The sequence below is a fragment of the Streptomyces sp. BV286 genome, from assembly GCF_019090165.1.
GTDB lineage: Bacteria > Actinomycetota > Actinomycetes > Streptomycetales > Streptomycetaceae > Streptomyces.
This window is the reverse complement of the sequence record NZ_JAHRIB010000152.1, coordinates 212,709-238,336: the sequence shown is the minus strand read 5'-3', so window position 1 is coordinate 238,336 and position 25,628 is coordinate 212,709. Positions and strand designations below refer to the sequence as shown.

The following is a 25,628-nucleotide window of genomic DNA, read 5'->3' as shown; positions in this document are numbered from 1 at the left end:
TGCGCGGCGCTTGCTCCGGGCGGCGGTCGTCAGGCCTTGGGCCGGCGGCCGCTCCGGCGGGGGGCGGGCTCGGCGCCGTCGAGCAGTTCGAGCCTGCGCTCCTCCCCGAGGGACTCCACCTGGACGACGATCCTTCGCAGCGCGTCGGCGGTCGTACGGCACTCCTCGTCGCTCAGCGGACTGGCCACGAAGGCCTCCTCCGCGTTGAAGGCGGGGAACAGCCGCCGCATCAGGGCCTCCCCCTCCGCCGTGAGACCGAGCAGGACCCGGCGCCCGTCGGAGGGATGCTCGGAACGCCGGACCAGCCCCCGTGACTCCAGCGTGCGGGCCACACCCGTGAGCGTGCCCTTGGAGATCCCGGCCTCCTCGGCGACGAGCCGGGTCTCCGTCTCGCCCGAGATCCACACCACCCACAGCACGACGAACCCGGTCCACGTCAGGTCCGAGCCGCGCAGCACGGAGTTCTCCACGTGCTGGCGGACGGCGGACGCGGCGCGGTAGATGTTCGCCACGACCGCCATCTGTTCGTGCCGGACGGGGGTTTCGCCGAGCTTGGCCTTGACGAGTTTCTCGGTCTCGGTGATGGATCGCTGCCCGACCACTGAACTCCTCCGATGCGCGCCGCTGAATCGTTCGGAGTCAAATTATACGTGTAACGTACGGCTGGTTTCCCCCAAGGCACCGGGGAAACCAGCCGTACGTCAGCCGTCAGGCCGCCGCGAGGGCCCGTCAGACGGGGCCCGCCGTGGTGTCGGACGCGGCCCCGGCCGCCGGCTCCGTCCGGGCCGCCGCCCTTCTCGCGTACGGCAGCCGGGAGAGCCCCACGCACAGGAGCAGCACGGTCGGCACGGTCACCGCGAGCCAGGTGGCGGTGGCCGAGTCGCCTCCGATGAGCGTCGTGAAGTTCTCCAGGATCAGCCAGATGGCTCCCGCGGTGCCCACCGCGCCGAGGAGCGGCGCTATCAGCGTGTTCCAGGGGCGGGTGTCGAGCCGCTCGCGCCGGAAGAACACCACGACCGACAGCGAGGTCAGGAAGTACAGCAGGGTGATGGCCAGTACGGCGATGCCGCTGAACCACGAGAAGAGCGTCAGTACCGGGTCCTTGCCCGCCACCGCGAACGGCACCACGAGCAGCACCGCCGTGGCCGTCTGCACGGCGCCCGCGACCCACGGCGACTGCCTGCGGTTGAGGGAGGACAGCCAGCGGGGAAGCAGCCCGTCACGGCTGAGCGAGAAGAAGTACCGGTTGGCGGAGTTGTGGAAGGCGAGAATGCCCGCGAAGAGCGAGGTGGCGAGCAGGAACGGCAGCACGTCGTTGGTCCAGTTGCCGAACAGGTCCGCGACCGGTGCGAAGACGAAGGCCGTCGAGTCGCCGCTCTCCAGCGCCTTGCCCGCCGCCGCGCCGCTCTCGGCCGCCCCGTACGAGGAGATGAGCATCCAGGAGGTGAAGGCGAAGAAGGCGGTGATGACGGCCACGGACAGGTAGGTGGCTCTGGGGACCGTCTTCCTGGGGTCGCGGGCTTCCTCGCCGTAGATGGCGGTGGCCTCGAAGCCGAGCATCGACGCGAGGGCGAAGACCAGCGCCACGCCCGGCGCGCCGTCCAGGGCCGCCGAGACCGAGAAGCTCTCGGCGGGCGCCAGGCCTTCGGGGCCACCGCCCTTGAAGAAGGTGACGACGCCGAAGGCCAGCAGGATGCTGAACTCCGCCAGGACGAAGACCGCGAGCACCTTCGCACCCAGCTCGATGCCCGCCGTGCCGAGCACCTGGACGACCGCCATGGTGACCAGCGCAGCCACCCACCACTGCACCGTGATCCCGGCGAACCGGTCGAACAGCCCGCTCACCACGGACCCGTAGAGCCCGTACATCGAGCCCTGGATCGTGCTGTACGCGAGCAGCGCCACGCCCGCGCTGCCGGTGCCGGCGCTCCTGCCGAGACCCTTGCCTATGTAGGTGTAGAAGGCGCCGGCGTCGACGACGTACCGGCCCATGGCGACGAAGCCCACGGAGAACAGCAGCACGATCAGCCCGGCGATCGCGTACGCGGCGGGGGTGCCGGGCCCGGTGCCGATGGCGACGGCGATGGGGACGGCGCCGGCGACGCCGGTGAGGGGTGCCTGGGCGGACAGTACGAAGAAGAGGATGCCCAGGGCTCCGAGCGCGTTGCGCTTCAGGCCCGTCCGCGAGGCCGCGGGGGCCTCGACGGTCGTGGGGACAGCGGTCGTGTCCATGTCGCTTACCTACCTTTTCGGGGACCTGATGCCGCGGAACTCCCAGTCGCCGCCGAGCGCGGTGGACAGCACTTCCTCCGACTCGGTGGGCTGGGCACCGACGTCCGTACGGATCGGAGCGGGGCCGGTGACGATGTGGTTGCTGAGCCGTCCCAGGCCCTCGACCTCGACCTCGACGACGTCGCCGGGCCGGACGGGGCGGGAGTTGGCCGGGGTGCCGGACAGCAGGACGTCGCCCGGGTGGAGGGTGATGGTGCGGGCGATGTCGGCGACGAGGTAGTGCATGTCCCACTCCATCTCGTCGGTCGAACCGTCCTGCACCACCTCGCCGTTGACGTACGTACGCAGGTACTTGCCGTGGAAGTCCCAGTCGGTGACCAGGCCGGGGCCGAGCGGGCAGAGCGTGTCGGATCCCTTGACGCGGAGCATCGAACCGGCGTCGGTGTCGCGGAAGTCGTGCAGGCCGTAGTCGTTGGCGATCGTGTAGCCCGCGATGTACGCGCCGGCCTCCGCCTGCGAGATGTTCCGCGCGGTCCGCCCGATGACGATGGCGACCTCGCCCTCGTAGTTGAGCCACTTGCAGCCCTCGGGGCGGACGACCGCGCCCTTGTGGGAGTTGAGGGCCGAGGTCGGCTTGTGGAAGTAGGTCGGCGTGGGGGTCAGCCGGATCCGGAACTCCTCGACGCGGCTGCGGTGGTTGAGGTGGACCGCGATGATCTTGGACGGGACGACGGGTGGCAGGTGCTGGGCGTCCTCGGTCTTGACGCGCCGGCCGTCGCCGGCGACCAGTTCGTCGCCCTCACGGACGGTCTCGGTGACGGCGCCGTCGAGGAGGATGCGGCGATACTCGGAGGATGCAGCCATGGGGAGGCCTTTCGGGTGTCGGCTGGGCGGGGCGGCGTAACTCGCGGGCGCTCAGGCTCCGGTCCAGCCCTCGGCCGGGCGGTCGAACCAGATGTGGGCCTGGCCGGTGCCGACGGAGTTCTCGTACTCGCCGTACTGGCGGCCCTTGGCGACGCAGGCCTGCTCGCCGAGGGCGCCGGCCATCATCAGGTAGTGGAAGAACTTCGCCTCGGGCTTGTGCTTCCAGAACTCCGGCATGGAGTCGAGGACCTTGTCGTGCCGGCCCTCCTTGAACCACGCGATGCGCTCGCGGTCGGCCTCGCGGGCCTCGGGGGTGAAGATGTGCGCCGGGTCGCTGGCCTCGTGGTCACGGATCTCGCGCAGCGGCCAGAACGTGTGGGAGAGGGCGCCGGACGCGATGAGCAGGACGCGTCGGCCGGGGGTGGCGGCAATGCCGTCGGCGAGTGCGCGCCCGAGGCGCAGATGGTCCTCCATGTCGCCGGTCTGGCAGACGCCGATGGTCACCCAGCGCTTGTCGGGCAGCCCCTCCCCCAGGAACTTCCAGAGGTTGAGGGTGGCGTAGTAGACCGGCAGGTGGTCGTCGTCGATCGGGGTGATCCAGGTGCCGTGCTTGTCGGCGAACGAGGCGATGTTGTGGGCGAGTTCGGGGTCGCCCGGGTAGTCGTAGGGCATGCGGCACATGCCGCGCGGCAGCTCCTCGGAGGTGAAGAGCCCGGCCCGGCGCTGCTGGGCGGTGACGACGAACTCGACGGTGGTCGCCCAGTGCGAGTCGAGGACCACGACGGTGTCGTAGTCGTCGGCGGCGCCGGATTCGAAGACGTCCGCGCGCAGTTGCCGCAGTCCGGTGACGAGGGTGATCTCCTTGCCCTCGTTGAGTTCGAGCCGCTCGGCCTCCGGCAGCACGATGGTGGGCACATGGGCGAGCAGGCCCGCCCCGACGATCTCACCCATGGTTGGTCCATCCGTTCGGGGCGGTGACGGTGTTCTTGAGGTCGCAGTAGAAGTCGAAGCTCCAGGTGCCGCCCTCGCGGCCCACTCCCGAGCGTCGGGAGCCGCCGAAGGGCGCCCGCAGGTCGCGTACGAAGAAGCAGTTGACCCAGACCGTGCCCGCGACGAGCTGCCCGGTGACCCGCTCGGCGCGCTCCGGGTCCCCGGTGGCGACGGTGGCGGCGAGGCCGAAGCGGGTGTCGTTGGCGAGGCGGATCGCCTCGTCCTCGGTGGCGAAGGTCTGGAGGGTCAGGACGGGTCCGAAGACCTCTTCCTGGACGATCTCGGAGTCCTGGGTGACGTCGGTGAGGAGGGTCGGACGGTAGGAGAGGTCCTGGCCCGCGCTGCCGCCGATGACGGCGCGCGCGCCGGCGGCGAGGGCCCGCTGCACGAACCCGTCGATCTTCTCCACCTGCCGGGGGTGGATGGTGGGCCCGAGGTCGGTGGTCTCGTCCCGCGGGTCGCCCTGCCGGAGCGTGGCGGCCTTCTCGGTGAAGCGGCGGGTGAACTCCTCGGCGACCGGTTCCTCGACGAGGATGCGGGTGGCGGCCAGACACACCTGCCCGGCGTTGTCGTACTGCTCCACCGCGAGGTCCACCGCGAGGTCGAGGTCCGCGTCAGCGAAGACCAGCAGCGGTGACTTGCCGCCGAGTTCGAGGCTGAGCGGGGTGAGGTTCGCGGCGGCCGACGCCGCGATCCGCCGGGCGGTGGGCACCGACCCGGTGAAGCTGATGCGGCGTACGTCGGGATGGGAGGTGAGGGAGTCACCGATCTCGGCGCCGAGGCCCTGGACGACGTTGAGCACTCCGGCCGGCAGGCCGGCCTCGGCGGCGATGTCGGCCAGCAGCGACGCGGTGAGCGGCGACCACTCGGCGGGCTTGAGGACGACGGTGTTCCCGGCGGCGAGGGCCGGGGCGACCTTCCAGGTGGCCAGCATCAGCGGCGCGTTCCACGGCGTGATCAGCACGCACGGCCCCGCCGGGTCCCAGCTCACGTGGTTGCGGTGGCCGCGCGTCTCGAAGTCCTCGTGCTCGAGCGTCAGCAGCCAGTCGGCGAAGAACCGGAAGTTGTGCGCGACCCGCGGCATCACGCCCCGCCGGTGCGAGCGCAGCAACGCTCCGTTGTCGTGCGTCTCGACGATCGCCAGGTCTTCGATCCGCTTCTCCACACCGTCGGCGACGGCGTGCAGAATGCGGGCGCGTTCGGAGCGGGTGGTGGCCGCCCAGGCGGGAAAGGCGTCGCGAGCGGCGGCAACGGCGGCTTCGGCCTCGGCCGGCCCGCCACGGGCGATCTCCCCGAGCACGCTCTGGTCGATGGGCGAGACATCGGCAAAGGTCTCGGCGGAGGCGATCCGTCGACCGCCGATCCAGTGCCGGGTGTCGACGGAGACTCCGGCGACGACGATCTTCTCAGACATGGGACTGGCTCCAGATGGGGGAACGGGGGACGTGAGCGCCCTTTTCAGGGGCGCGGGGCTGAACTTGATATGGCGGCTCCGCCGCGTGGGCGCGACAGGCCACGACGGACCGGCACACTCCCACCGGCCTCACGAGGCGGACGCCCCCGAGGTACCGGACTCCAGCAAGGTCCCCCCGTCCCAGACCACGCCGACCTGGCGGTAGTACGCGGCGATCGGCTCCCGGATCTCCAGCCGGGCCAACTCCTCGGTGGGCGCCTCGAACAGCTCCAGCTCCGCGTCACCGACCCACGCCGGGCCGCCTTCGAAGGCGGCCGCCCCGGTCTCGATCAGCTCGTCCAGAGCCAGCCCCTTGCCGTTCTCGACAGACGGCAGCCAGCGGTGGTGCGCCATCGGATGTCCGTTGACGAACCCGTTCGTCCGGGACGGCTCCCGCAGCGTCACCACGGCCTGGGCGAGCCGGCGGTCGGCGGCGGCGAGCGTCGCCCCGAACCGGGCCCCCGCCGAGATCCGCGGAGCGGGACCGTAGGGATGCGGCCGCGTCTGGTGGATGGACCCGAGCTTCTTCGGATACCCCTGGTGCAGGCCGCGGGCGATCGCGAAGTCCTTGTCGACCCAGATGTAGACGCACCGCGAGTACGTCCGCCCCTGGTAGGAGCAGCGCACGACGGCGAACGCCTCCTTGTACTGGGAGAGCACGGGATCCAGCAGCTCCTGCGCACCGGCCGAACAGGACTGCCAGTCGGCCCAGATCAGTGCGACGGCGCCGGGATCTTCCTCGGCCAACTCCAGTGGCTCCGGCAGCAGTTCACGCACCCGCGAAGGGTCCGTGCGGTACTCGACGGTGAGCAGGTCGCCCGAGTACAGCCACGGCGGTGAGGGGATCAGCGACGACGAACCGGTCGCGGTCTTGGGGTGGAAGTAGCCACGGACGCTGGTCATGGGAGGAGTTCCTTACGCGGTGAGGGCGGGCTGCCCGAGCAGGTCGGCGCGGTAGCGGGCGGTCTTGGCGACCGTCGAGGGACCCCCGAGGGCGACGACGCCGACCAGTCGGCCGCCGTGGTGGTAGCCGGCCAGGACGTCACCGGAAGGGTCGCCGTCGAGGACGCGTACGTCGTCCCTGCCGAGGGCCGGCGCACCGAACGACTGGAGCCGGAAGTCGTGCTGGTCGCTCCAGAAGGTCGGCAGCGGCGCGAACGGCTTCAACTCGCCGCCCGCGCCGGACAGATGGGCGACGAGGGTCTTCGCGGCGTGCTTGGCGGTGTCGGTGGGAATGGACCAGTGCTCGACCCGGCGGGGCACACCGTCGTAGCGCGCGTTGGGGAACCGGGCCACGTCCCCGACGGCGACGACGTACGGGAGCCCGCCGACGCGCAGGAACTCGTCGGTGAGGACGCCGTCGGACAGGTCGAGTCCGTGGCCGTCCAGCCACTCGGTGTTGGCGACCGAACCCACCGACTCCACCACCACATCGGCGGGCAACACCGTCCCGTCGCCCAGCACGACGCCCGTGACCCGGTCGGCGCCCTCGAACCGGACCACCGACGCGCCGAGCGCGAAGCGCACTCCGCGCTCCTCGTGGCGCCGGAGCAGGGCACGGCCGAGCAGTTCGCCGAGCGGACCCACCATGGGCAGCCGCAGGGGATCGACCACGGTGACGTGCTCGACACCCAGCCCGACGGCCGTGGCCGCCACTTCGCAGCCGATGAAGCCGGCGCCGATCACGACGACTCGGGCGCCCGGCAGGGTCAGTTCATCACGCAGTGCCTGCGCGTCGGCGAGGGTGCGTACGGTGTGGCGGCCGGCGAGCGGCCCCGGGCAGCGCAGCCGCCTCGGGCGCATGCCGGTGGCGACGACCAGAGCGTCGAACGGAAGGGTCGTGCCGTCGTCGAGTTCGACGACGCGTTCGGCCGGCCGGGCCGCCGTCACGGAGGTCCCGAGCCGCCACTGCACATCGGCCGCGGACGCCCTCGGCGTGAAGGCCAGCGACTCGAACGGAGCACTGCCGGCCAGCACCTCCTTGGACAGCGGAGGCCGGTTGTACGGCATGTGCGGCTCGTCGCCGATGAGGGTGACGGCCCCGGTCCAGCCGGCCGCGCGCAGCTGCTCTGCGGCTCGCAGGCCGCCCAGCGAGGCGCCCGCGATGACGACACGGCCCGCCGCCCGGCCTGTCGCGCCACCCGTCGTACCCGTCATGGTGATCAGTCCTCGATCGAGATGGCCTGCAGCGGACAGACGTCCGCCGCCTCCTCGACGTCGTCGCGCAGGGCGGCGTCGGGCTCCGCGTCGAAGGCGAGGCGCCCGCCGTCGTCCAGTCGGAAGACGTCCGGAGCTGCGAAGACGCACTGCCCGTGGTCCTTGCACTTGGTGGTGTCGACGACGACCTTCACGGCCGGACCCCTCTCAGACAGGTCGTTTGGTTCCAAACAAAGTAGGGAGCGAAGCCCGACCGGTCAATACCTGACGAGCAGGAGAAAAATTGAGGGAGTACCTCTTGTGGAGACGTGAACCGATGCTTAACGTTTGGAGCCAAACAAACTGGTGGGCCTGTTCGTCCGGCCCGCCGCCCGCACTGGCTCCACGCCTCCCGCCCGACTGTCCGAGGAGACACCGGTGAGCGCTCAGCCATCCCCCGGGGCCGAAGAGGTCCGACGCCACACCGAGCGGCTCGCCGCCGAGGGCGTCGACGTCGTCCGGGTGACCTATCCCGACCTCATCGGCACCGACCGTGCCCGTGACGTACTGCTCGACCATCTGCCCGCGGTGTGCGAGCACGGGCTCGCCTTCTGCCGGGCGGTCTACCACACCTCCCCCCAGGGCGACGTGGTCCCGGTGGCCGGAGGACTGGACGCCGGGCTGCCCGACATCACCGTGCGCCCTGACCTCACCACCTTGACCGCGGTGCCGTGGGAACCCGGCGTGGCGACCTGCCTCGGGGACGTCGTCGATCCGGCGACCGGCTCACCCGCCGCCGAGTCGCCCCGCGATCTGCTGCGCACTGTCCTCGCCCGCTGCACCGAACACGGCCTGCGCCCGGTGGTCGGGCCCGAGCTCGAGTACTACCTCTGCGACCCCGAGCCCGGACCGGCGGGCGGCTGGCGCCGGTACGGGTCGACGCCGGGCGTGGTCTACACGGCGGGGCTGCGCGGCGACCCGGACAACCACCTCCTGCGCACCCTGCGGCAGGTGCGGGACCTGGACCTCGGGGTGATCAACGGCAACCACGAGTTCGACGGAGGCCAGTTCGAGATCAACCTGACGCACTCCGAAGCCCTGTCGGCCGCCGACCGGGCCTTCCGCTTCAAGGCCGCGGTCAAGGAACTGGCCCGCAAGGAGGGCCGCCTCGCCACCTTCATGGCGAAGCCGTTCAACGACGCGGGCGGATCCGGGTTCCACCTCCACCTGTCCTGCGAGGACGTCGACCGCCGCAACGCCTTCGACGACCCGTCCGGAGCCCACGGCCTGTCCGCGACGGCCCGGCACGCGATCGCCGGAGTGCTGGCCCACGCCCCGGCACTGGCCGCGCTGCTCAACCCGACGGTCAACTCCTACAAGCGGTTCGGGCCCGACACCCTGGCGCCCTGGCTGATCGACTGGGGCCTCGACAACCGCAGCGCCATGGTCCGCATCCCGCCCGAGCGCGGCTCGGGCGCCCGGCTGGAGCTGCGACTGGGCGACGCGAGCGCCAACCCGTACCTGGCGATCGCCGCGATGACGGCCGCCGCGCTGCTCGGCGTACTGGCGGGCGACGAGCCGCCGGCGCCGCTGGAGGGCTACGGCTACGACACGACCCGCTCCGCGGTGCTGCCCATGGCACTGCCCGACGCACTCGACGCGCTGGAGGCGGACACCGCTCTGACCGAAGTGCTCGGCAAGGGCTTCACCACCTCCTTCCTCTCCTACAAGCGCAACGAGGTCGAGCGCTTCCAACGGCACGTCACCGACTGGGAGTTCACCGAGTACGCGTACCACCTGTGACGCCAAGGAGCCACCGATGACCGACACCCTGACCGCCGCCGCGCACGAGCCCCTGCCACTCGCGGACGTGAACCTCGCCGACCTCGACCACTTCACCGACGGCGTCACACCCTGGCGGATGTTCCACACCCTCCGCCACGAGGACCCGGTCCACTGGCAGCCCGAGGATGCGCCCAACTCCGGTTTCTGGTCGGTGACCCGGCACGAGGACATCTCCCGCGTCGACCGGGACTCCGAGACGTTCACCTCGACCAGGTTCGTGAACCTCGAAGAGGTCGACGACGACCAGATCAAGAAACGCGCCTCCATCCTGGAACTGGACGGCGTACGCCACAGGGCGCTGCGCAGCCTGCTGCAACGGCAGTTCGGCGCGAACGTCATCAGCCAGTACACGGACTTCCTGCGCGGCCTGACCGCGAAGACACTGGACACGGCCCTGGCGAAGGGCCGCTTCGACTTCGTCACCGACGTCTCCGCCGACTTCCCGATCAACGTGCTGGCGCGGCTGCTGGACGTACCGCCCGAGGACAACCAGCAGCTCATCGACTGGGGCAACCGCATCATCGGCAACACCGATCCCGACTACGCGGACGTCCTGCTGAACAGCGCGGAGAGCGAGAAGTACCGCGATCTGCCCTTCCGCTCCCCCGCCTCGCTCGAAGTCTTCGCGTACGGGCGGGAGGTGGCGCGGCAGCGCCGGGGCGGCGAGGGTACGGACCTGGTCTCCAAACTCGTCAACACCACCCCGCGCGACGGCGTCCCGCTGACGGAGCAGGACTTCGACAACTACTTCCTGCTGCTCGTCGTGGCAGGCAACGAGACCACCCGCCACGCCATCTCGCACTCCATGCTGGCCCTCATCCAGCACCCCGAGCAGCTGGCGAAGCTCCAGGAGGACCCTTCCCTGATCCCCACCGCGGTCGAGGAGTTCCTGCGCTGGGCCTCCCCCGTCTACCACTTCCGCCGCACCGCGACCCGCGACGTCGAACTCGGCGGCAAGCGGGTGAAGGAGGGCGACAAGGTCGTCATGTGGTACGCCTCGGGCAACCGCGACGAGGCGGTCTTCGAGGACCCGTACGCTTTCGACGTCACCCGGCAGGACAACGACCACGTCACCTTCGGCAAGGGCAGCCCGCACCTGTGCCTGGGCAATCTGCTGGCCCGCACCGAGATCCGGGTCATGTTCGAGGAGCTGATCCCGCGTCTCGCGGACATCCGGCTGACCGGCGAGGTGCCGCGGGTGCGGTCCAACTTCGTGAACGGCATCAAGAAACTGCCGGTCGAGGTCACTCCGGCCTGACGGACGGGACAGCCGGGCCGGAGTGAGGGCCGGATCGCGCAGGGCCGCGTCGAAGTCGATCACCGCGTCGTACTCGCCGCTCGTACGCAGCCGGTGGTTCGCACGCGGAGAGCCGGCGGAAACGACCCGCGGCGAACGGACGGCACGACTGCGCCGTACGTGAGGGGGCAGGCGGACGAGATCGGCTCACCGCCACCGAGGCCAGGAGATGTGGTGTCGCAAGACCTGTCAGCCCCCGCACCCGCCGCTCCGCGGGAACACCTGATCCCCACTCCGGCCAAGTCGGCGTCCGCGCGCAGAGACCCGTACTTCGACAACGCGAAGTACCTCACCATCGTGCTGGTGGCCTGCGGCCACGCGTGGGAACCGCTGACCCACGGGAGCAGGGCCGCGACGGCCGCGTATCTGACCGTCTACGCCTTCCACATGCCCGCGTTCGCGCTCATCTCCGGATACTTCTCGCGGAGTTTCGACATGGCCCCGGGCCGCGTGCGCCGGCTCCTGACGAGCATCGTCGTGCCGTACCTCGTCTTCGAGACGGCCTACACGCTGTTCTACCGGTGGGCCCAGGACGATCCCGGCTATCCGCTGAGCCTGCTGGACCCCTGGTACGTGATGTGGTTCCTGGTCGCGCTCTTCGTCTGGCGGCTGACCACCCCGATCTGGCTGGCGCTGCGCCACCCGGTGCCGGTCGCGCTGGGATTCGCCGTCCTGGCCGCCGTCTCGCCGGACCTGGGCGGGGACATCTCGATCCAACGGGTCCTGGGATTCCTGCCGTTCTTCGTGCTCGGCCTGACCCTGCGCGCCGAGCACTTCGAACGGCTGCGCACCTGGCGGGTCCGGCTGTGGGCCCTGCCGGTGGTGGCGACGACGCTGGTCACGGCGTACGCGGTGGCGCCCTGGTTCGGCGCCGGGTGGCTCTACCACCGGGGCAGTGTCACGGGCCAGGGCGTGCCGAACTGGGTGGGGCTCTTCACCACTCCGGCACTGTTCTGCCTCGCCCTGGTCCTGACCGCCTGCTTCCTGGCCTGGGTACCGGGACGGCTCCTGTGGTGCACGGCGCTGGGCGCCGGGACGATGTACGGCTACCTGCTGCACGGCTTCGTCATCAAGGCGTCCCGCTTCTGGGACTGGTACGACCACCCCTGGCTGCACACCCCGCTCGGCCAACTGGCCGTCACCGCGGCCGCCGTGGGACTCATCACCGCGCTGTGCTCCCGCCCGGTCCGCACGGTGTTCCGGTCCCTGGTCGAGCCACGACTGGAATGGATGTTCAGCCGCCGCGACGAGAGCACGGCGGCCGACGCACGACCGTCGGACCGGTCCTAGCCGAGTTCGAGCGTGTGGCAGCTCTGCGCTTGTGCCGTCGACGCCCGGACCGCGGCTCGGAAAGAGCGCTGACGGGCGGAGGCCCCGCCGACCGCTGGGCCGGCGGGGCCTTCAGTCCTCGGAGGTGCCGGTCGGCCGAGGACGACGAGCCGCGTACGACCCTGACGCGCGTCGGTGTACGCCCGTCGGTTCGGGTCAGCGCCCGCCCGTGTGCTCGGACCGCTGACCGGCGGCGGACCGGAACCGGCGGTACAGCGCGGCTCCGCCCAGCATCAGCGCGGCGCTCGCGGCGGCCGTCGGGCCCATCAGGTCCGTGCCGGTCTCGGCGAGGGAGGCGCCGGGCTCCTCCGGCACGGTCCGCGGCGCCTCGGGCTCCACCGGAACCGCCGGCTTCACGGGCGGCTTCGACGGCGGGGTCGGCTTCGGAGCGGGCGGCGTGGCCGGGTGGTGCGGCCGCTCGCCGGAGGTGTTGGTGGATTCGTTGCCGACGGCGGGGTTGCCGATGCCGACGACGTTCACCGAGTTGCCGGTGACGTTCACGGGGAGCTGGACCGGCAGGTGCACACCGTTGCCGGAGATCAGACCCGGTGAATCCTTTCCGCCTCCTTCGGCGACCGCCCCCGCGGAGCCGTCGTGTCCGCCGCCCTTGCCGCCCTTGCTGTCGCCGCCCACGTTGGCGCAGCTGTTGCCGGCCGCGGGGTTGAGGAGTCCGACCACATTCACGGTGTTCCCGCACGCGTTCACCGGAACGTGTACGGGGAGCTGAATGGTGTTGCCGGAGATCAGCCCGGGCGAGCGGGTCGTGACGCCGTCGGCCGCGGAGTCCGCGTACACCGGCATCGTCACGGCCACGGCGCCGGAGGCGGCGGCCGCGATGATCAAACCGTTTCGGGCAACCCGGTTCATAGGTTCCCTGCCTTCCAGACATGATGGCGGGCAGTCGCCCGCACCGTTTAAACGCGGGCAAACCACGCAGGTTATGGCCCACCCGTCATTCACCACCCTTCGAGCGGACGCCGGTCGAAGGGTGGTTCGAAGGGTCCGCTGCGGCGACGCGTCGCCACGGCGGGCGGCGCGAGGGCGCCGGGCAGATGGCCGGATCGCCCGCCGGGCGGTGCAGGGTAAGGCCTCCGCCGCCCGCGCGCTCGCCGGGAGGCGTGCTCGAAGGCGCCCCCTTATCGTGTTCGAGGGGGAATCCCCGGCTGCGGGCCGGGGCGTCCCGGGAGGCCTGTGATGCTGTCCACGCACCAACGCCACGCCTTCACCTGCGCCGTGACGCTGGCCCTGTTGGGAGCCGGGCTGCCGTCGGTGGCCGCGGCGGCCACCGACCGGCCCGACCTGTCCCGCTTCTACGACCAGCGGATCAAATGGTCGTCCTGCCCCGGCGACGGTCTGCCCGAGGACCTGCAGTGCGGCAAGGTGACCGTCCCCCTCGACTACGCGAAGCCCGCCGACGGGACGCTGGACCTCGCCATGGCCAGGTTCAGGGCGACGGGCGCGTCCAGAGGGTCGGTGCTGCTCAACTTCGGCGGGCCCGGCGGGCCGGGCGTCGGCGAACTCGCCGCCGGCGGCAAGGACTTCATGGGCCTCACGAACGGCTACGACGTGGTGACCTTCGATCCCCGCGGCGTCGGCCGGAGCTCCCCGGTGAGTTGCGGCGAGGGCACCGACGAGGCCATGGACGCCGCGGATCCCGAGGCGGAGGTGAGCGACGATCCGCGGGCCGCCCTGGAGGTGCTGCGGAAGGTCGCCGCCGAATGCGCCGAGCACTCCGGGCCGGTGCTGCCGCACATAGGCACGGTCAACGCCTCCCGCGACCTCGATGTGATGCGCCAGGCCCTGGGCGACAAGAAGCTCAACTACCTCGGCTTCTCGTACGGGACGCGGCTGGGAGCGGTGTACGCCGCCCAGTTCCCCGGGAAGACGGGACGCCTGGTCCTCGACGGCGTGGACACCCTCACCGAACCGCTGAGCGAGCAGGGCATCGCCGGTGCACGGGGCCAGCAGACGGCCCTTGAGGACTTCCTCGACTGGTGCGTCGAGGACATCAACTGCGCGTTCGGCCAGGATCCGCGCGCGGCCCGGCAGGAGGTGGTCCGGCTCGTCGGCTCGCTGGACGAGAATCCGGTGCCGGCCGACTTCGGCATACCGTTCTCCGGCCAGGACCTGGTGGGCGCCATAGGACAGGCCCTCTACAGCAAGGAACTGTGGCCGACCCTCTCGCAGGCGCTCACCTCGCTGGTCCAGGACGGGGACACCCGGGGCATCATGCGGTTCTCCACCGGGGGCAGCGCCGTCCCCGGCGTCCGCGGCCCCGCCGAGAACGCCGGGCACGCCAAGAATGGGGACACGGACGGGGGTCTCGTCGACGAGGGGGACGTCCCCCTCGACAACCTCCCGGCCGCCCTGATGGCCGTCAACTGCGCCGACGATCCCGACCGGCCCAGCGCCGACCAGGTCACCGAGGACATCCGCCGGCTGCGTGCCGAGTACGAGCAGGCGTCACCAGTCTTCGGCCGGTACCGCCTCGCCCAGGTCCTGATGTGCTTCGGCCGCCCCAGGGGCACCACGTACATCCGCGAGCAGGTGCGTGACGTGGACGCTCCGAAGATGCTCCTCGTGGGTACCCGCGGCGACCCGGCGACCCCGTACCGCTGGACCACGCAGACCGCCCGGCGGCTCGGCCCGTCGGCGGTCGTCCTCGACAACAAGGGCGAGGGGCACACCGGTTACGCCTCGTCGAAGTGCGTGCACCGCAAGGTCGACGACTTCCTGCTGTACGGACGACTGCCGGCCGACGGCAGCTCGTGCGGCTCGGAGGAGTGAGACCCGCCGAACCGCGGGCGGCCTGCCGAGCGGTTGATCCAGCGGGTCTGAGCGGGTTCGAAGCGGGTTCGAAGCGGGTTCGAAGCGGGTTCAGAAGTCGACCGGGTCGCGCACGATCGGGCACGTCATGCAGTGCCCGCCGCCCCGGCCCCGTCCCAGCTCGGCGCCGACGATCGTGATGACCTCGACGCCCGCCTTCCGCAGCAGCGTGTTGGTCTGCGTGTTGCGGTCGTAGGTGAACACCACACCGGGCTCCAGCGCGACGGCGTTGTTCCCGCTGTCCCACTGCTGCCGTTCCGAGGCGTAGACGTCGCCGCCCGTCTCCACGACCCGCAGCGCGGCGAGCCCGAGGGCCTTCGCCACGACATCCACGAAGGGGCGGGAGCCCTCGTCGGTCAGTTCGACGCCGGGCGCCCTGTCGCCGGGGCGCAGGGAGAAGGTGTGGACCGCGTCCATGATGGCCGGGTACAGGGTCACGAGGTCCCGGTCGGCGAAGGTGAACACCGTGTCGAGGTGCATCGCTGAGCGCAGTCTGGGCATGCCCGCGACGATGACGTGCTCGGCCGCCCCCTTTGCGAACAGGGCGGCCGCCACCTGGGTGATCGCCTGGCGGGAAGTGCGTTCGCTCATGCCCATGAGGACCACGCCGTGGCCGACGGGCATGATGTCACCGCCCTCGAACGTGGCCTGTCCCCAGTCGAGTTCGGGGTCCCCCCACCACACCTCGGAGCCCGCGTAGTCCGGGTGGAAGGTGTAGATCGCCTTCATGAGGAGCGTCTCGTCGTGCCGGGCGGGCCAGTACAGCGGGTTGAGCGTGAGGCCCCCGTAGAGCCAGCAGGTGGTGTCCCGGGTGTAGAGGGTGTTGGGAAGCGGCGGCATCAGGTACTCGCGTGCGCCGGTCGATTCGCGGGCCAGGGCCACGTAGCCGTCGCGGAACTCCTCGGGCAGGTCGACGGTGGCCAGGCCGCCGATCAGGTACTCGGCGAGCCTGCGGGGTTCCAGCGACTCCAGGAAGGCCCGGGTGTCGTCGATGAGGCCGAGGCCGACCTCGTTCGCGGTGATCTTGCGGTCGAGCAGCCAGGTTCTCGCCTCCGCGTCGGCCATGGTCCGCGCGAGCAGATCGTGCAGTTCGACGACGTCGACGTCCCGCTCACGCAACTTGCCGACGAAGTCTGCGTGGTCGCGCTGGGCGTTCTCCACCCACATGACGTCGTCGAAGAGCAGGTCGTCGGAGTTGGTGGGCGTGAGTCTGCGGTGGGCGAGCCCGGGTGCGCAGACCAGCACCTTGCGCAGTCTGCCGACCTCGGAGTGGACGCCGTACGCGGGCCGGGGTGGGGTGTCCTGTCTGGTCACGGTCTGCCTTTCGCGGAGTCGGCGGGTGAGGGGGCGGGAGGTCGGCCCCGGTCGGGCAACGGCGTCAGAGGCTGATCCAGCCCCGCGCCAGGGCGACCACCCCCACGACCGCTCCGGCGACCGAGACCGCGAGGATCACGAGTTCGCGGGGCGAGAAGAGCCGTCTGCCCTGCTCGCGGCGGGCCATCACGAACAGGACCGTGGCGGGCGCGTACACGATCAGGGAGACGAGGAGGAATTTCAGGCCGGCGGCGTAGAGGAGGAACGCGGTGTAGAGGGTGGCGAGGGCGGCGATGGGGAGGTCGGCCCGGCCCCCGCCGCCGGACCGCGCGACCTGCACGGCGAAGGCGGCGGCCAGCAAGAAAGGGATGAGGGTCAGTGCGCTGGTCAGGTCGAGCGCGAAGTTGAACGCGTCGTCCGAGAAGAGGGTGACGACGAGCACGACCTGGGTGAGGAGGGTGGTCATCAGCAGCGCGGGCAGGGGCACGTCGGCCGCGGTGGAGCGGCCCAGGAAGCGGGGCATGTCCTCGTCCTTCGCGGCGACGAAGAGAACCTCGGCGGCCATGAGCGTCCACGCGAGGTAGGCGCCGAGGACGGAGACGATCAGGCCGACGCTGACGAACACCTTTCCCCAGGTGCCGACCGCCTCTTCCAGGACGCCTGCCATGGAGGGCTGGCGGAGTTCGGCGATCTCGCTCATCGGCAGGATGCCGTACGAGATGATGGTGACCGAGGCGAAGATGGCGAACACGCTCAGAAAGCCCAGGACGGTCGCACGGCCGACGTCCTCGCGGCGCTTGGCGTGCCGGGAGTAGACACTGGCGCCCTCGACGCCCAGGAACACGAAGACCGTTGCCAGCATGGTGCCCTTGACCTGCTGGAACAGTGACCCGGCGTAGTCGGCGCCGGCGAAGTTCTCGGCGAAGACGTGGGGCTTGAGGCAGAACAGCGCGATGAGGACGAAGACCAGGATGGGCACGATCTTGGCGATGGTGACGATCCTGTTGATGGCCGCCGCTTCCTTGACCCCGCGGCTGATGAGCAGGAAGAACGCCCACAGACCGGCCGAGGAGAGCACCATGGCGAGGACGGTGTCACCGTCGCCGAGCGCCGGGGCGATCGCGCCGACCGTCGACATGATGAGCACCCAGTACGTCACGTTGCCGACGCAGGCACTCGCCCAGTAGCCGAAGGCGGCGAAGAAGCCGAGGTACTCGCCGAAGCCGGCCTTCGCGTAGGCGTAGACGCCGGCGTCGAGGTCGGGCCTGCGAATGGCCAGCCGCTGGAAGACGAAGGCCAGCATCAGCATCCCGGTGCCTGCCACCGCCCACGCGATGAGCGCGCCGGCCACTCCGGTCTCCTGGCCGAAACGCCGGGGCAGCGAGAAGACGCCCGCGCCGACCATGGAGCCGACGACCATCGTGGTCAGTGTGGGCAGGGTGAGTTTGGCTGCGGGCGCCCGGGGCTCGGTCCCGGCTCCGGTCTCGGCCTGGGTCATGTGCGTCCTAGGGCGTTGCAGGGAGTGCGCGGCGCGACTTGTCCGGTGACGTTAACAATCAATTGCCCTTTTTGCCCGATCACCTTCCCCCGAATGCCACACCATCAAATCGGTCATATCGTGCATCTATGGAGCATGTTCTGAGCCCCACCACACTCGTCGAACTGCGTCGGCCGCGGCCCTACCCGGCGGTGTCGGTCCTGACGCCGACCCATCGCAGGGAACCCGACAAGGCGCAGGACCCCGTCCGGCTGCGCAATGTCCTGGCTGAGGCGAAGAAGCAACTCGAGACCGACCCGGCGGTCACCCGTGAGCGGCGGATGGACGTCGTCGGGCAGCTCGAACAGGCGCTGGCGGAGGTCGACCTGAGCCACGCGGAGGACGGACTCGCGATCTTCGCGGCCCCCGGTGAGCACCAGGTGTGGTCGCTGGCCCGGACCGTGCCGGAGCGTGTCGTCCTCTCGGACACGTTCCTGACCCGCAATCTCGTCGCGGCGCAGGCCGCCGAGCGTCCGTTCTGGGTGCTGGCCGTCTCCGCCGACCGGATCTCCCTGTGGAGCGGCGGCGGAGGGCATGTCGTCGAGGCCGGGACCGCGGGGTTCCCGCTGACGCGGAGCCTCGACGATCCGGACGCCGAGCGCAAGGAGCGCGTCGGCGACCTGCCGAGCACCTTCCGCGACGAACGCACGCGACACTTCCTGCGGGACGGCGACACCGCCCTCGCCGGGGTCCTGCGCTCCGCCCCGAGGCCCGTGTACGTCGCCGGCGAACAGGCCGCGCTCTCGCTGCTCGACGAGGTCGGCACCGTCACCAAGGACGCCGTCCACGTCCCGCACGGCGGCCTCGGGCACGCCGGAGCCGACGCGGTGTGGCAGGCGGTCGGCCCGCTGGTCACCGCCGAGGACCTCAAGAGCGTCGACACCGTGACCCGCGAGCTCGAAACCGCCAAGGGCCGCCGGGAGTTCGCGGCGGGCGTCGACGAGGTCTGGCAGAACGCGACCGCCGGCCGGGTGCGCCTGCTGGCCGTCGAGGAGAACTACCGCGTGACGGTACGCGACGACGGCGGCGACCATCTCGTCCCTGCCGAGAGCGGTGACCTCGACGCCCGGGACGACATCGTGGACGAGATCGTCGAACAGTGCCTCGACACCGGCGCGCAGGTCCGCTTCGTACCGGACGGCGCACTCGCCGAGGCCGACGGCATCGCGGGAGTACTCCGCTACTGAGCACGACCGACGCTTCGTCGCGGGGCCGAGCCGGTCGGACCGGCTCGGCCCCGCGGCGCGACGCCCGGCGCAGGACGTCGGCGCGAACCGAGCGCCGGATGAGCGACCGGGGCCGGCTCGCCCGGAATGCCGCACTGAAATTTCCGGCATAAGGTTCATTTCGGTGACCGTTCCGACGTCCCCGACAGCGAGGACCGCACGCGATGAGCACACCCCAGGGATCCCGCCGACCGGGCCGTTTCCGCTCGGCTCTCCTCACGGCGGCGGTCGTGACCACGGTCGCGAGCGCCGCCGCGTCGTGCAGCACCGACAGCGACCCGGACGGCTCCAGCTCGTCCTTCAGCGAGCGGCCTTCACCGCCCGACACCGCGTCCTTCTCGGGCACGGCTCCCTCCGTGAACGAGTCGGTCGTCGAGTCCGCGCGCGCCGCCGCCTCCGCGGCGGCGTCCTCCGCCTCGGCCGCCGCGTCGGCCTTCGAGGCGTCCGTGTCGGCGGAGGTGTCCCGCGCCAACGAGGCGGCGGAGAACGCCCTCAAGGATGTCGACGGCCGGGGCAACGCGATGTCCGACGTCTCCATGACCGGCAAGCCCAGGTCGGAGACCGGCGGCCTGCTCGTCGTCCTCGTCAACATCACCAACAGGACCGACGACGAGGCCTCGTACGCCGTCCAGGTCGACTTCACCGACTCGTCCGGCAAGACGGTGGAGACCCGGTACGTCGGCGCCGAGGACCTCGCACCCGGCGAGAAGGCCCAGCCGCTCGCCATCAGCCGCAAGCCGGCCGAGCCGGCACTGACGCCGAAGCTGGCCAAGGCCCAGCGGTACTGACCGGCCGCGGACCGCGGGCGGCGCACGGGGCTTGCCCCGCCCGCCCCGTGCGGCTAGGAAGATCGAATGACTCGATCCCCTCTCCCGGTCTGCGGCCCCGAGGGTCCGTTGCGCGCCACACCCTCCGCACCGGGCCCGGCCCCCGTCCGGGCCGTGCTCTTCGACTTCGGCGGCACGCTCCTCCAGATCGCGACGTACGCGGACCGCATCCGCGGTGTCCTCCAACGGCCCGTCGGCGAGCGGGAGATGGACCGGCTGCTGGACGGGCTGGAGAGGGGACTCACCGACCCCGACGTGGTCGAGGCACAGCACGGGCGCGACGTGTCGTCGCGGGCACACCGGCACGCCTTCACCACGTGGTACGCGTCGGTGGGCGAGCTGGCGCCTCACGCGGACGCGCTCTACGCGCAGTTGCGGGCGCCCGAGCACTGGGTGCCGTACGCGGACACCGGGCCCACGCTCGCGCGGCTGGCCGGCGAGGGGATCGCGCTGGGCGTGGTCAGTGACGTGGGCTGGGATCTGCGGGCGACGTTCGCGCACCACGGGCTCGACCAGTACTTCTCGACGTGGGTGCACTCCTACGCGTTCGGTACGGAGAAGCCCGACCCGGTGCTGTTCGGGCACGCCTGCCGTGAACTGGACGTCGCTCCCGCCGAGACGTTGATGGTGGGCGACCATCCGGCGAAGGACGGCGGGGCGGCCGGTGCCGGACTGCGCGCCTATGTGCTGCCCGCCGGGGCCGCACCGGGTTCCCGGCGGGGCCTGGACGCGGTACTGCGACTGACCGGTACAAGCACTTCGGGCGACGGCGAGGTCAACGCCCGTTGATCCGACGGCTGTCGGCCCCGCGCGGGCGGTCACGTTCCGCCCCTTCAGCCACTTCCGCCCCACGTACCGGCGATGGCGACCCGGCAATCTCCGGGCGCCCGATTCCGCAGGAACGAGCGGGGCACAGAACACCCGCACATACGCTCGCCGAACGTATGATTGAAGAGCTCACCCACCACTGGGATCACTCCATCAACTCGCCTATGATTCCTACGACTTGGGCATCCGGTCGAGTACTGAATCCGTCCCACCCAAACCCTCCGTGAGGACTACGGCATATGCCGTGGGCACCACCGCGTCGTGTGTCGCCAAACCACTTACAGCGCGTCGCGGGCTGTGCAACAGTCGTAACGGTCCTTCCCTCTGCCTTGGTCGTACCGTGCCTGTATCGGAGTACGTCATGCCGTCCCACCTCTCGGCGGACCACCCTGCCGCCCAGCCGCCCCCGCGCGGCTCGGTCGACGCGCTCATTTCGCAGACGCGCCGACTGCGGGGCGAAATGGACGCCGTACGACGTGACGCGCCGGCCGACGGCACCGACCCGGAGGGACGCTGGCAGCGCGCCCTGTGCGATCTGGCGATGCATCAGCTCAACGACCTCGACGCGCACTTGGCACAACTGAGGGACGGCCCGCCACCCGTACCCGTCGAAGCCGAGACCGCACCGCCGGCCGCACCCCGCGGCTCACTGCTCAGCCGGGTCGGCAGCGCCGAGTGGAACCTGCTGACGGACGAGGCGAGTTGGTCGGGAGAGCTCTACCAGATCCTCGGCCGCGACCCCGCCGCTCCCCCGCTCACCCTCGACGAACTGCCCTCCGTCGTCGTCGACGAGGACCGCCCGAGACTGACGGCGATGGTCACCGACTGCCTGATCGACGCCAAACCGATCGACGGCGAGTTCCGTGTCATCCGGCCCGACGGCGGCGTACGGACCGTGCACATGATGGGCGAGCCCGTGCTCGACACGGACGGCAGCACCGCCTCGATGTGGGCCGTACTGCGGGACGTCAGCGAACTGCGCCGCAGTCAGCGCACCCTCGGCGAGACCCGGGACTCGCTGCAACGCCAACGGCACCTCGCGCAGACCGAGCACCGCCTCGCGGTCGAGTTGCAGGAAGCCGTACTGCCACCGTGGCGCGGCTCCCTGCTCCTCCCGCAGCAGGGCCCCGGGACACTCGACCTGGCCGCCCGCTATCTGCCCTCCTCGACCAGGGCACTGATCGGCGGCGACTGGTACGACGCGCTCGAACTGCCCAGCGGCGACACGCTGTTGAGCGTGGGCGACCTCACCGGCCACGGAGTCACCGCCACCTCTGGCATGGCGATGCTCCTCGGCGCCCTGCGCGGCATGGCCGTCGCGGGCACCGAGCCCGGCCAACTCATGGCATGGCTCAACCAGTTGCTCGACTCCTCCGTCCAGCCCACTCTGGGCAGCGCGGTGTGCTGCCGCTACCGGCCGCGGAGCCGGACCCTCGTCTGGGCGCAGGCGGGACACCCCGCCCCGCTGCTGTTCCGCAACGGGACGGGGCGCATGCTGACCCCGCCGGACGGCGTCCTGCTCGGCGCCACCTCGGGTGCCTCCTACGGGCAGGCCGAGGAGCCGCTCGAACCGGGCGACGTCCTCCTCCTGCACACCGACGGACTGGTCCCCTGGCGATGGGGCTCCCCTCACCCGGGAGAGACCGGGAGCGGGCAGGGCACCGGGGCCGTCAGCCGTCTCCTCGACCTGGCTCCCCGCTTCGGCGAGGCCCGCACCGCGCAGGACTGCGTACGGACGGTGATGGAGGAGTTCGGCGAGACGGAGCGCGAGGACGACGCCTGCGTACTCGTCGCTAGGGTCGCCACCTGAGTCGTCGCCAGGGTCGCCGCCCTGAACGGCTCAGGTCCGACGGCACTCGGCCCGACCGCAACACGTCGGCCCGCAACGGCCCGCATCAGCCACGACGATTCCGGTGTACCGGTGTACCGGCGTGAGGATCCATGTGACGGTGGCGCACAGCTACCGAGACCACGAGCGTCGTACAGCTGGCGTCTCCACGACCGCGGGGAGCGGTCGCAGCCGCCCAGGCCCCTCTACGCCCGTGCGCTGTTGCCGCCCTTCGCCTTCAAGGCGCCCTTGGGCAGCGACAGTTTGATCTCCTCACGTAGATCGTGGATCTTCGGATAGCTGGAGTACTGCCCCGTCAGTCGGTACATCTCACGAAGCCGGTCCCAGGTGCGGTGGGAGGAGTTCGACCCCATCGACGTCAGGGCGAGACGTGCGTACCGGTCGGCCTGCTCGGGGTCGTCCGCGATGAAGCAGGCGGACGCGAGGGAGATGTGGTCGAAGATCTTCGACCGGTCCCGGCCCTTCTCGCGCAGCTGCAGCGCCTCCTTGGCGTGGCGCTGCGCGACGGCCGCCGCGGAGGGGTCGTGCTCCGCGAGCGTCCGGTAGGCCAGGGCCTGCATCCCGTGCATGTCCGCCTCGTCGAACAGCTGCATCCAGCTCGGCGGCGGCACGTCACCCTTGTCCGAGACGAAGAGGTCCTCCGCCTCCCCGAGGGTGCGCCGCATGGCCTGGCCCTTGCCCATCGACGCCTGCGCCCAGGCCTCGATGGTGTACAGCATGGCCTTCGTGCGGGGCAGGACCTCGTCACCGGAGCCCGACTTGGCGAGCTTCATGAGGTCGAGGGCGTCGTCGGGCCGGCCGAGGTGCACCATCTGACGGGCCGCTCGGGAGAGCGCCTCGCCCGCGCGGGGCCGGTCACCGCTCTCCCGGGCCGCGTGCGCGGCGATGACGAAGTACTTCTGAGCCGTGGGCTCCAGACCGACGTCGTGCGACATCCAGCCCGCGAGGACGGCGAGGTTGGCGGCGACGCCCCACAGGCGCCGCTGCAGATGGTCGGGGTGACGGTAGGAGAGCATGCCCCCCACCTCGTTGAGCTGTCCTACGACAGCCTTGCGTTGCAGGCCTCCACCGCGGGCGGCGTCCCAGGCCCGGAACACCTCGACCGAGCGCTCCAGCTCCTCGATCTCCTGCGACCCGATGGGGGCGGCTTCGTAGCGGTCGAACCCAGCGGGGTCGGCGTGCAGGGGGTCGTCGGTTTCAGGGGCGTCGGCCGCGAGGGCCGGATCGGAATGCAGCCAGTCGTGCATGGAGCTGCTGAGGGCAGATCCTGCCGCGAGCGCGGCGCCCGCGCCCACCAAGCCGCGTCGGTTGAGCATGAGGTCCATTCCCGTGAATTCGGTGAGGACCGCAGCCGTCCGCTCGGGCGCCCACGGCACGCCGTCGGGATGTTCCACACTCCCGCCGCCCTGCCGTTTCCCCGTGCGCCCGTGCCGGACCAGACCGAGATCCTCAATGGTCACGACACGGCCGAGACGCTCGGTGAACAGTGCTGCCAGCACCCGAGGCACCGGATCGCGCGGGATCTCTCCCATGTCGATCCACCGCCGCACCCTCGAGGTGTCGGTCGCCAACTGGGGGTGGCCCATGGCCGCCGCCTGTCGGTTGACCATCCTCGCGAGTTCGCCCTTGGACCAGCCGGCCAGGCCGAACAGGTCCGACAGTCGGGTGTTGGGTTGTCCGCTCACGTCAAGCCCCCAGGTTCTCGGCTGAATCGACAGTAACCGCCTGTCAGTTGCTGAGCGACTATTCGCCAGGGTTCGCCAGGGCACGCCAGATGGTGTGCCAGTGGGCGACGGGTGTCAGGTAGGAACGCGCCACCCCGACCCGGTCGCCGAAGGAACACTCCCCAGGGTGCACCAGGGCGGCCGGGACGGGCGGCGCCGTAACTCTCAGGCACACGAAGGGATCTGTTTCGCCCATGTACACAGCATCGTCCTCCGTGTCCGCCCCACCCCGGTCGCTGCACACCCGCCCGGTCGGCGGCGGCCCCTACCTCGACCCCGCGCGCCCTGCCGCGGCTCCCCTGCTCGGTGGCGGTCGGACGCGGCGTATGCCGGGGCTCGGTACGCAACCGCTCAGCGGGAGACTCGACTTGTCCGGCCCTCAGGGCGCCCAGCTGCGCACGGCGATCGCCTCGGTGCACCGGATCTGTCCGGAGTTCGCTCCGGTGCAGGTACTGCGCCGCAGCGGACGCTCCGTGCTCCTTGTCGGTACCACGGGGCGCAGCACCGCCGTTGCCAAGTGCTTACTGGACCACTCGCCCGTGTGGACCGAGCGGATCCGCCATGAAATAGCGGCATACCGCTCGTTCGTGCGGCACCGGCCGCCGGTGCGAGTGCCCCGCCTGATCGCGGCGGACCCGGACAACTGCACGCTGGTGATCGAGCGGATGCCCGGGCGGGTGGCGGCGCTGAACCGTCACCCGGCGGAGGCACCGCCTCGCGCGGACATCAGGGCGGCACTCGGCGCGATCTGCCGACTGAACGCGTGGCGGCCGCCGGCGGGGACGTTCGACGCCCCGCTGGACTACGCGGCGCGGATCTCCCGGTACCACGAGCTGGGACTGCTCACCGACCGGGACCTGGGCGACCTGCAGAAGCTGGTGCACGGCATCGCGCACTCGGCGGGCCGCCAGGGCATGGGTCAGTTCTGTCACGGCGATTCCCTCCTGTCGAACATCCTCCTTTCACCGGCCGGTCCAGTGCTGGTGGACTGGGAGCACGCGGGTTGGTATCTGCCGGGATACGACCTGGCGACACTCTGGGCAGTCCTCGGGGACGCGCCCGTCGCCCGGAGGCAGATCAGCCAGCTCGCCCAGTCGGCGGGGCCCGCGGCACGCGACGCGTTCCTGGTGAACCTGATGCTCGTCCTCACCAGGGAGATCCGTACCTACGAGATGGCCGTGCAGCGTTCGATGCACGAGACGACCCCGGCGGCACCGGGACCGGCCCAGCCGGGTGCTGCGCCGTCCGGCGAGGAGCAGCGGCTGCTGCTGAGGCGGCTGCACGACGACTGCCAGATGGCCCGCAAGGCCGTTCGCGCGGCGGTCGGCACTCGCTGACGGGGATGGTGGTC

General features: G+C 70.9%; 21 protein-coding genes. 9 read left to right on the top strand and 12 right to left on the bottom strand.

What is annotated here, in order from left to right:
- Positions 1–29: 29 nt before the first annotated feature.
- The 8 genes from KUF83_RS26905 to KUF83_RS26870 all read right to left on the bottom strand — a co-directional run bounded on the left by KUF83_RS26905 (position 30) and on the right by KUF83_RS26870 (position 7,890).
- Entirely contained in the window at positions 30–602 is a 573-nt protein-coding gene (locus KUF83_RS26905) for a MarR family transcriptional regulator (RefSeq protein ID WP_217457508.1), read from the bottom strand.
- Positions 603–729: 127 nt separating this feature from the next.
- Positions 730–2,232 carry an APC family permease gene (locus KUF83_RS26900; RefSeq protein WP_217457507.1) on the bottom strand — a complete coding sequence of 501 codons (1,503 nt, stop codon included), beginning with the start codon at positions 2,230–2,232 and terminating at the stop codon, positions 730–732.
- Between the two features lie 9 nt (positions 2,233–2,241).
- Entirely contained in the window at positions 2,242–3,096 is an 855-nt protein-coding gene (locus KUF83_RS26895; protein WP_217457506.1) for a fumarylacetoacetate hydrolase family protein, read from the bottom strand.
- 51 nt (positions 3,097–3,147) lie between these two features.
- Positions 3,148–4,047 (bottom strand): 3,4-dihydroxyphenylacetate 2,3-dioxygenase, encoded by a 900-nt coding sequence (locus KUF83_RS26890; protein ID WP_217457505.1) that lies wholly within the window; start codon positions 4,045–4,047, stop codon positions 3,148–3,150.
- Positions 4,040–5,500: an aldehyde dehydrogenase gene (locus KUF83_RS26885; protein ID WP_217457504.1), complete on the bottom strand. Its 1,461-nt coding sequence runs from the start codon at positions 5,498–5,500 to the stop codon at positions 4,040–4,042. Before KUF83_RS26885 ends, KUF83_RS26890 begins: the two co-directional genes overlap by 8 nt.
- Positions 5,501–5,629: 129 nt before the next feature.
- Complete coding sequence (locus KUF83_RS26880) at positions 5,630–6,442, bottom strand: acetoacetate decarboxylase family protein (RefSeq protein ID WP_217457503.1); 813 nt, start codon at positions 6,440–6,442, stop codon at positions 5,630–5,632.
- Between the two features lie 12 nt (positions 6,443–6,454).
- Positions 6,455–7,696, bottom strand: coding sequence for an NAD(P)/FAD-dependent oxidoreductase (locus KUF83_RS26875; RefSeq protein ID WP_217457502.1), 1,242 nt, complete (start codon positions 7,694–7,696; stop codon positions 6,455–6,457).
- Positions 7,697–7,701: 5 nt separating this feature from the next.
- A complete protein-coding gene (locus tag KUF83_RS26870; RefSeq protein WP_217457501.1) occupies positions 7,702–7,890 on the bottom strand; it encodes a ferredoxin in 189 nt (62 codons plus the stop codon).
- A gap of 223 nt (positions 7,891–8,113) precedes the next feature.
- On the opposite strand from KUF83_RS26870, the gene KUF83_RS26865 reads away from it, so the two are divergent.
- The 3 genes from KUF83_RS26865 (at position 8,114) to KUF83_RS26855 (ending at position 12,107) form a co-directional block, all read left to right on the top strand.
- A complete protein-coding gene (locus KUF83_RS26865) occupies positions 8,114–9,478 on the top strand; it encodes a glutamine synthetase family protein (RefSeq protein ID WP_217457500.1) in 1,365 nt (454 codons plus the stop codon).
- Between the two features lie 16 nt (positions 9,479–9,494).
- Positions 9,495–10,778, top strand: coding sequence for a cytochrome P450 (locus tag KUF83_RS26860; protein ID WP_217457499.1), 1,284 nt, complete (start codon positions 9,495–9,497; stop codon positions 10,776–10,778).
- A gap of 213 nt (positions 10,779–10,991) precedes the next feature.
- Positions 10,992–12,107, top strand: coding sequence for an acyltransferase family protein (locus tag KUF83_RS26855; RefSeq protein ID WP_217457498.1), 1,116 nt, complete (start codon positions 10,992–10,994; stop codon positions 12,105–12,107).
- Between the two features lie 195 nt (positions 12,108–12,302).
- Here the strand turns inward: KUF83_RS26855 and KUF83_RS26850 are convergent, their stop codons facing one another.
- A complete protein-coding gene (locus KUF83_RS26850; RefSeq protein WP_217457497.1) occupies positions 12,303–13,013 on the bottom strand; it encodes a chaplin in 711 nt (236 codons plus the stop codon).
- A 327-nt stretch (positions 13,014–13,340) separates the two neighbouring features.
- On the opposite strand from KUF83_RS26850, the gene KUF83_RS26845 reads away from it, so the two are divergent.
- On the top strand, positions 13,341–14,933 hold the full coding sequence (locus tag KUF83_RS26845; protein WP_217457496.1) for an alpha/beta hydrolase: 1,593 nt from the start codon (positions 13,341–13,343) through the stop codon (positions 14,931–14,933).
- A gap of 90 nt (positions 14,934–15,023) precedes the next feature.
- Here the strand turns inward: KUF83_RS26845 and KUF83_RS26840 are convergent, their stop codons facing one another.
- The gene (locus KUF83_RS26840; RefSeq protein ID WP_217457495.1) at positions 15,024–16,286 is read right to left on the bottom strand and encodes an arginine deiminase; all 1,263 of its coding nucleotides are present in this window, start codon (positions 16,284–16,286) and stop codon (positions 15,024–15,026) included.
- 64 nt (positions 16,287–16,350) lie between these two features.
- Positions 16,351–17,784 carry a basic amino acid/polyamine antiporter gene (locus KUF83_RS26835; protein WP_217457494.1) on the bottom strand — a complete coding sequence of 478 codons (1,434 nt, stop codon included), beginning with the start codon at positions 17,782–17,784 and terminating at the stop codon, positions 16,351–16,353.
- A gap of 128 nt (positions 17,785–17,912) precedes the next feature.
- Between KUF83_RS26835 and KUF83_RS26830 the strand changes: the two genes are divergently transcribed.
- From KUF83_RS26830 to KUF83_RS26815, 4 genes are all read left to right on the top strand, one after another.
- The gene (locus tag KUF83_RS26830; RefSeq protein WP_217457493.1) at positions 17,913–19,010 is read left to right on the top strand and encodes a chemotaxis protein; all 1,098 of its coding nucleotides are present in this window, start codon (positions 17,913–17,915) and stop codon (positions 19,008–19,010) included.
- 203 nt (positions 19,011–19,213) lie between these two features.
- On the top strand, positions 19,214–19,837 hold the full coding sequence (locus KUF83_RS26825; protein ID WP_217457492.1) for a hypothetical protein: 624 nt from the start codon (positions 19,214–19,216) through the stop codon (positions 19,835–19,837).
- Positions 19,838–19,903: 66 nt separating this feature from the next.
- Complete coding sequence (locus KUF83_RS26820; RefSeq protein ID WP_217457491.1) at positions 19,904–20,665, top strand: HAD-IA family hydrolase; 762 nt, start codon at positions 19,904–19,906, stop codon at positions 20,663–20,665.
- Between the two features lie 400 nt (positions 20,666–21,065).
- Positions 21,066–22,514, top strand: coding sequence for a PP2C family protein-serine/threonine phosphatase (locus tag KUF83_RS26815; protein WP_217457643.1), 1,449 nt, complete (start codon positions 21,066–21,068; stop codon positions 22,512–22,514).
- A 224-nt stretch (positions 22,515–22,738) separates the two neighbouring features.
- Here KUF83_RS26815 and KUF83_RS26810 read toward each other — a convergent pair whose 3' ends face one another.
- Complete coding sequence (locus KUF83_RS26810) at positions 22,739–24,238, bottom strand: hypothetical protein (protein WP_217457490.1); 1,500 nt, start codon at positions 24,236–24,238, stop codon at positions 22,739–22,741.
- A 233-nt stretch (positions 24,239–24,471) separates the two neighbouring features.
- Here KUF83_RS26810 and KUF83_RS26805 point away from each other — a divergent pair, with 233 nt between their 5' ends.
- Entirely contained in the window at positions 24,472–25,614 is a 1,143-nt protein-coding gene (locus KUF83_RS26805; RefSeq protein ID WP_217457489.1) for an aminoglycoside phosphotransferase family protein, read from the top strand.
- The last annotated feature ends 14 nt before the right edge of the window (positions 25,615–25,628 follow it).

Bases quoted from the DNA above. Each gene is read 5' to 3' on its own strand.
- KUF83_RS26900 (WP_217457507.1), bottom strand. From the start codon at position 2,232: ATGGACACGACCGCTGTCCCCACGACCGTCGAGGCCCCCGCGGCCTCG.
- KUF83_RS26895 (WP_217457506.1), bottom strand. From the start codon at position 3,096: ATGGCTGCATCCTCCGAGTATCGCCGCATCCTCCTCGACGGCGCCGTC.
- KUF83_RS26890 (WP_217457505.1), bottom strand. From the start codon at position 4,047: ATGGGTGAGATCGTCGGGGCGGGCCTGCTCGCCCATGTGCCCACCATC.
- KUF83_RS26885 (WP_217457504.1), bottom strand. From the start codon at position 5,500: ATGTCTGAGAAGATCGTCGTCGCCGGAGTCTCCGTCGACACCCGGCAC.
- KUF83_RS26880 (WP_217457503.1), bottom strand. From the start codon at position 6,442: ATGACCAGCGTCCGTGGCTACTTCCACCCCAAGACCGCGACCGGTTCG.
- KUF83_RS26875 (WP_217457502.1), bottom strand. From the start codon at position 7,696: ATGACGGGTACGACGGGTGGCGCGACAGGCCGGGCGGCGGGCCGTGTC.
- KUF83_RS26860 (WP_217457499.1), top strand. From the start codon at position 9,495: ATGACCGACACCCTGACCGCCGCCGCGCACGAGCCCCTGCCACTCGCG.
- KUF83_RS26850 (WP_217457497.1), bottom strand. From the start codon at position 13,013: ATGAACCGGGTTGCCCGAAACGGTTTGATCATCGCGGCCGCCGCCTCC.
- KUF83_RS26845 (WP_217457496.1), top strand. From the start codon at position 13,341: ATGCTGTCCACGCACCAACGCCACGCCTTCACCTGCGCCGTGACGCTG.
- KUF83_RS26835 (WP_217457494.1), bottom strand. From the start codon at position 17,784: ATGACCCAGGCCGAGACCGGAGCCGGGACCGAGCCCCGGGCGCCCGCA.
- KUF83_RS26830 (WP_217457493.1), top strand. From the start codon at position 17,913: ATGGAGCATGTTCTGAGCCCCACCACACTCGTCGAACTGCGTCGGCCG.
- KUF83_RS26825 (WP_217457492.1), top strand. From the start codon at position 19,214: ATGAGCACACCCCAGGGATCCCGCCGACCGGGCCGTTTCCGCTCGGCT.
- KUF83_RS26820 (WP_217457491.1), top strand. From the start codon at position 19,904: ATGACTCGATCCCCTCTCCCGGTCTGCGGCCCCGAGGGTCCGTTGCGC.
- KUF83_RS26815 (WP_217457643.1), top strand. From the start codon at position 21,066: ATGCCGTCCCACCTCTCGGCGGACCACCCTGCCGCCCAGCCGCCCCCG.
- KUF83_RS26805 (WP_217457489.1), top strand. From the start codon at position 24,472: ATGTACACAGCATCGTCCTCCGTGTCCGCCCCACCCCGGTCGCTGCAC.